The sequence below is a fragment of the Kitasatospora sp. NPDC043949 genome (genome assembly GCF_056435365.1).
In genome coordinates this window covers 1-5314 of record NZ_JBWKEQ010000108.1, presented here as the reverse complement: position 1 = coordinate 5314, position 5314 = coordinate 1, and the positions used below count along the sequence as shown (strand labels likewise).

At 71.3% G+C, this 5314-nt stretch carries 3 protein-coding genes and 2 pseudogenes; all 5 read left to right on the top strand.

Annotated elements, in window-relative coordinates; all coding sequences use genetic code 11:
* Positions 1-186 (top strand): annotated as a pseudogene (locus AC07AL_RS38415) (ATP-binding protein); the annotation flags it as partial.
* A 393-nt stretch (positions 187-579) separates the two neighbouring features.
* On the top strand, positions 580-3936 hold the full coding sequence (locus AC07AL_RS38410; protein ID WP_363589695.1) for a nitrate- and nitrite sensing domain-containing protein: 3357 nt from the start codon (positions 580-582) through the stop codon (positions 3934-3936).
* A 10-nt stretch (positions 3937-3946) separates the two neighbouring features.
* Positions 3947-4360: a roadblock/LC7 domain-containing protein gene (locus tag AC07AL_RS38405; protein WP_030057391.1), complete on the top strand. Its 414-nt coding sequence runs from the start codon at positions 3947-3949 to the stop codon at positions 4358-4360.
* A 161-nt stretch (positions 4361-4521) separates the two neighbouring features.
* Complete coding sequence (locus AC07AL_RS38400) at positions 4522-5205, top strand: DUF742 domain-containing protein (protein WP_363589768.1); 684 nt, start codon at positions 4522-4524, stop codon at positions 5203-5205.
* A pseudogene (locus AC07AL_RS38395) lies at positions 5186-5314 on the top strand (ATP-binding protein); the annotation flags it as partial. The gene AC07AL_RS38400 and the pseudogene AC07AL_RS38395, both read left to right, overlap by 20 nt.

Here is a 5314-nt window from a genome sequence, read left to right as displayed (position 1 = left end):
CTCCCCTTCGTCGTCGCCCTCAACGGCTTCGACGGACACCAGCCCCACACCGCCGACGAGGTCCGCGAAGCGCTCCAGCTCAGCGCCGAGACCCCGGTCGTCACGCTCGACGCCCGCCGCCGCGACAGTGCCAAGAGCGCCCTCATCACCCTCGTCGAGCACGCCCTCCTCGCCCGACTCCGATGACGGGCCGGACATCCGGACCCCGGGGGCCGTCGGCGTGACGGGCCCCGGGGCGGAGCCGCTACCGGCCGATGTCCTCCAGGGGCATCGCGCAAGACCCGCTGTATAAGCAGCGGATAACAGTTCGGTAGGCATTTTGTGATCAACAGTGACTCTGCGTGGTGAACTAGCGTCACTCAGCGCCAGAAGACCACGGTTTTGCTCCGTCATGTCGGTGAATGTCCCTATTGCGCCGACGCGGGGGCCATCCTGCGGCTGTTTGTCCCCCATCCCTGCACGTGCTGAAATTCCAGCTACCCCTGAAACCCTCGCGCCGGCCCACCGGTGACGGGCCAGGGCCCGGGGGTAGCGCTGGATTGATCCATGGCCGACAGTCGGCCGAGAGGTAGTTGTCGAGTGAGGCGTAAGCAGCAACCCGCCCCGCAGCGGCGCTCCGAGCCCCGCCGGAGCGAGCCGAACGGTACCGCAGCGGACCCGGCCGGATTCTCCGCTTTCACCCCCACCGAGGAGCGCTCCCAGGCCTCCCCGGCCCCGCAGCCCCCGGCCGCGTCCACGGAACCCCGCAGCGGCGGTCCGGACGGCGACGCCTCCAAGCGGTACGACTTCCTCCGCCCGCGCAACTGGCGCGTGCCGACCCGTCTGATCGCGATCCTGCTGATCCCCGTGATCATCAGCCTCGTCTTCGGCGGCCTCCGCGTGAACACCTCGGTCGACGGCTACATCAAGGCCTCCCGCGCCGAGAAGACCGCCGAACTCGCCAAGGCGGCCACCGAGCTCGCCGAAGCGCTGGAGATCGAGCGCGACACCACGCTGATACCCCTGCTCACCAAGCAGGACCCGGACGGCAAGGTCGCCAAGATCCGCGCCAACACGGACGCCGCGCTGAAGGCGTACGAGGCGGCCTACGCGGCCTCCGACAAGTCCGGCGAACTGCCGCGCCGCCACGAGGGCTTCCAGGCCCTGGTGGTCGACCTGCCGCACCTGCGGGCCACCGCGTACGGATCCGAGCTGTTCGCCGGCGCCACCGTCAACGCCTACTCGGTGATGTTCGCCCCGCTGCTGTCCTACGACAACTCGGTCGGCCTCGGCTCCAGCAACGCCGCCAGCAAGGGCCGCGCGATCTACGCGATGTCCCTCGCCAAGGCCTCCGCCTCGACCCAGCGCGCGCTCATGCTGCACCTGCTGGTCGGCATCTCCCAGAACGCCACCACCCGGTTCGAGAACGCCGACGTGATCCAGCAGATCCTGGTGGCGGAGCGGCTGGAGCAGGTCTCGCTGACCGAGTTCAACACCGGCAGCGCCCCCGAGGACGCCCGCAAGTACGCCAACGCGCAGGTCACCCAGGCCGCCGCGCAGGAGCGCTCGGCCTACAAGATGCCGAACGGCACCGCGCCCTCCATGCAGACCCTGCTCTCCCTCGGCGCCGCCTACAGCCAGGCCGCCGCCGAGGGCCAGAGCAAGGGCAAGGCCGCCGCCGACCAGGCCTACAAGGAGGCCAAGGACTCCGGTCTCACCCCGGAGAACTGGAACCAGGCCGCCAACACCCACATCCAGGCCCTGCGCGACACCGAGGTCCAGCTGCTGGACGACGTCCTCACGGACTCCCGCGGCCTCAAGGACAACGCGCTCTACGACGCCATCCTCAACACGATCATCGTCGTCGCGGCGCTCATCCTGGCCGGTCTGCTCACCGGCTACGTCGCCCGCTCGATGATCCTCGGCATGCGCACCCTGCGCAGCGCCGCCCTGGAGATCGCCGACCACCGCCTGCCGGACCTGGTCGAGAAGCTCTCCAAGACCGACCCCGACCGGGTCGACACCTCCGTCACCCCGATCCCGCTGCACGGCAAGGACGAGATCGGCGAGGTCGCCCGGGCGTTCGACCAGGTCCACCAGCAGGCCGTGGCGCTCGCCGCCGAGCAGGCCCTGCTGCGAGGGAACGTCAACGCGATCTTCACCAACCTGTCGCGCCGCAGCCAGGGCCTGATCCAGCGCCAGCTGGCGCTGATCACCGACCTGGAGAACAACGAGGCCGACCCGGACCAGCTGGAGAACCTCTTCAAGCTGGACCACCTCGCCACCCGTATGCGCCGCAACGGTGAGAACCTGCTCGTCCTCGCGGGCGAGGAGGCCGGCCGCCGCTGGAACACCCCGGTCCCGCTGGTCGACGTGCTCCGCGCCGCCTCCTCCGAGGTGGAGCAGTACGAGCGCGTCGAGCTGTCCGGCATCCCGGAGGTCGAGGTCGTCGGCGCCGCCGTGACCGACCTCGTCCACCTGCTCGCCGAACTGCTGGAGAACGCCACCTCGTTCTCCAGCCCGCAGACCCGGGTCCTGGTCAACGCGACCCGCCTGCCGGACGGCCGGGTGCTGGTCGAGATCCACGACAAGGGCATCGGCCTCACCGCCGACGACTTCGCCGAGATCAACGAGAAGCTGGCCGAGCCGCCCACCGTCGACGCCACCATCTCCCGCCGCATGGGCCTGTTCGTGGTCGGCCGGCTGTCCCAGCGGCACGACGTCCGCGTCCAGCTCCGCCCCTCCGGCGAGTCCGCCGGCACCACCTCGCTGGTCATGATCCCGCCGTTCATCACCCGGTCGGGCGCCGCGCCGGAGCCCGAGGAGCAGTTCACCGTCTCCCGGATCTTCGCCGAGCAGGAGCCGACCTCCCAGTGGGCGCCCAACGGCCAGCCGCGCAGCGCCGCCGAGCTGGGCTTCGACGACCACCTCACCGGCGCCGGCAACGCCGGATCCAGCGGCTTCAGCCCGGCCCTGGAGTCCGTCCAGCGCTCGCAGCGCCTCGACCAGGTCCGCCGCGCGGCCCTGGAGAGCGGCCCGCACGACGGCGAGCCGCCGGTGCTGGACGCCGAGGTCGAGGAGGACTACCAGCAGGGCTACGACCAGTACGCCCCCCAGGGCTACGAGCAGCAGTCCGGCTACGCCGACGACCAGTACGGCTACCAGCAGGACGGCTACCAGCAGGACGAGTACGGCCAGGACCAGTACGGCCAGTACCCGCAGCAGGGCTACGAGCAGCAGTCCGGCTACGCCGACGACCAGTACGGCCGCCAGGACTACCAGGGCGACGGTTACCAGGGCTACCAGGACGGCTACGCCGACCAGTACGGCCAGCAGGCCGAGGAGGCCCCGGCCGGCCACCCGTACGCCCCGGAGCCGCCCGCGCTGCCCGCCGCCGAACCCACCGCCACCCTGCCGTCCGGGCTGCCGCAGCGCCGCCCCGGCCAGCAGCTGGCGGGTGGCGGCTTCGGCGCCCCGACCGCTCCGGCGGACGGCGGCTCCGGCGGCGAGGCCCCGAACTGGTTCGCCGGCGCCAAGGACACCTCGGCGGTCGACGAGCCGCGCGGCCACGACGTGTCGGCGCTGGGCGGCTACGGCCCGACCGGCCCGACCAACTCGCCCTGGCAGTCGCCCAACGACGGCGCCTGGCAGCAGGCCGAGCAGACCCGTGAGCCCGCCTCCGGCGGCACCACCGGGGCAGGCCTGCCGCGGCGCGTGCCCAAGCAGAACCTGGTGGCCGGGAACGCCAAGCCCACTCCGCAGGAAGGGCCGCAGGTCTCCCGCAGCCCCGAGGAGGTCCGCGGCCGGCTCACCAACCTGCGCCGCGGCGTGGAGCAGGGCCGCAGTGCCGGTAACACCGGAAGCTTCCGGATCGACCCCGATCAGGTAGACCCGTCCGGCAACGGACAGAACCGAAGCACCGATCTCTTCGGCGGCTCGAACCACCAGGAGCGTTGAGTTGACTCAGATGAGCCAGGCCGCACAGAACCTGAACTGGCTGATCACCAATTTCGTGGACAACACCCCCGGGGTGTCCCACACCGTGGTGGTCTCCGCCGACGGCCTCCTGCTGTGCATGTCCGAGGGCTTCCCCCGCGACCGCGCCGACCAGCTCGCAGCCGTCGCCTCCGGCCTCACCTCCCTCACCTCCGGCGCCAGCCGGATCTTCGAAGGAGGCGAGGTCAACCAGACCGTCGTCGAGATGGAACGAGGCTTCCTCTTCCTCATGGCCGTCAGCGACGGCTCCGCCCTCGCCGTACTCGCCTCCCCCGACTCCGACATCGGCCTCGTCGGCTACGAGATGGCCCTCCTCGTCGACCGCGCCGGCGCCGTCCTCACCCCCGCACTCCGCGCGGAACTCCAGGGCAGTCTCCTGCACTGACGGTCCGTCGGATACCGTCCAGGTATTCGAAGTACCTCCGCGTCCTTCCCGGGCCCGCTTCGGCGGGCTCGGGTTCGGACGTTGTACGGCCTTCGCACCACCGGCTCCGGACCTGCGCCGAAGCTCGCACCGCACCGCCGCACCTTGTGAGGAGAGGAACCGTGACACCGCCCGACGACCGCAGCGGCCAGTACGGCGTTCCGTACCCTGGCACAGGCCATGACGCCTTCGGAGCACCCGGCGTCGGCCACGGTCAGCAGTACGGCCAGCCTCAGCACGGCCAGCAGCACGGACAGCAGTACGGCCAGCACCAGTACGGGCAGCCCCAGCACCCGTACGGGCAGCCGCAGCAGGAGCAGTACGACCAGCAGGGCCGGTCCGGCCGGTACCGACAGCCGCAGCCCGCCTTCGACACGCCGCCGCCCGGCTACCCGGCGCCCGCCCCCGACTACCGGCCGGCCCACGAGCCCGGGCACGTCGAGGAGTTCGAGGACGAGCCCGACTCCGGCCCGCTGATCCGGCCGTTCGCGATGACCGGTGGACGCACCCGGCCGCGCTACGAGCTCGCGTTGGAGGCCCTCGTCTCCGCCGACGTCGACCCGCAGCGCCTGGCCACCCTGCTCCCCGAGCACCAGCGGATCTGCACCCTGTGCAGGGAGGTCAAATCCGTCGCGGAGGTGTCGGCGCTGCTCTCCCTTCCCCTGGGAGTGGCCCGCATCCTCGTGGCCGACCTGGCCGAGGCCGGCCTCGTCGCCATCCACCAGCCCGCTTCCGGCGGCGAATCCGGAAACCAGCCCGACGTCACGCTGCTCGAAAGGGTCCTCAGTGGACTTCGCAAGCTCTAACGCGGCCGCCCCCACCCGCGCCACCACCTCCGCGAAGATCGTCGTCGCGGGCGGCTTCGGCGTCGGCAAGACCACGCTCGTCGGCGCCGTCTCCGAGATCAACCCCCTG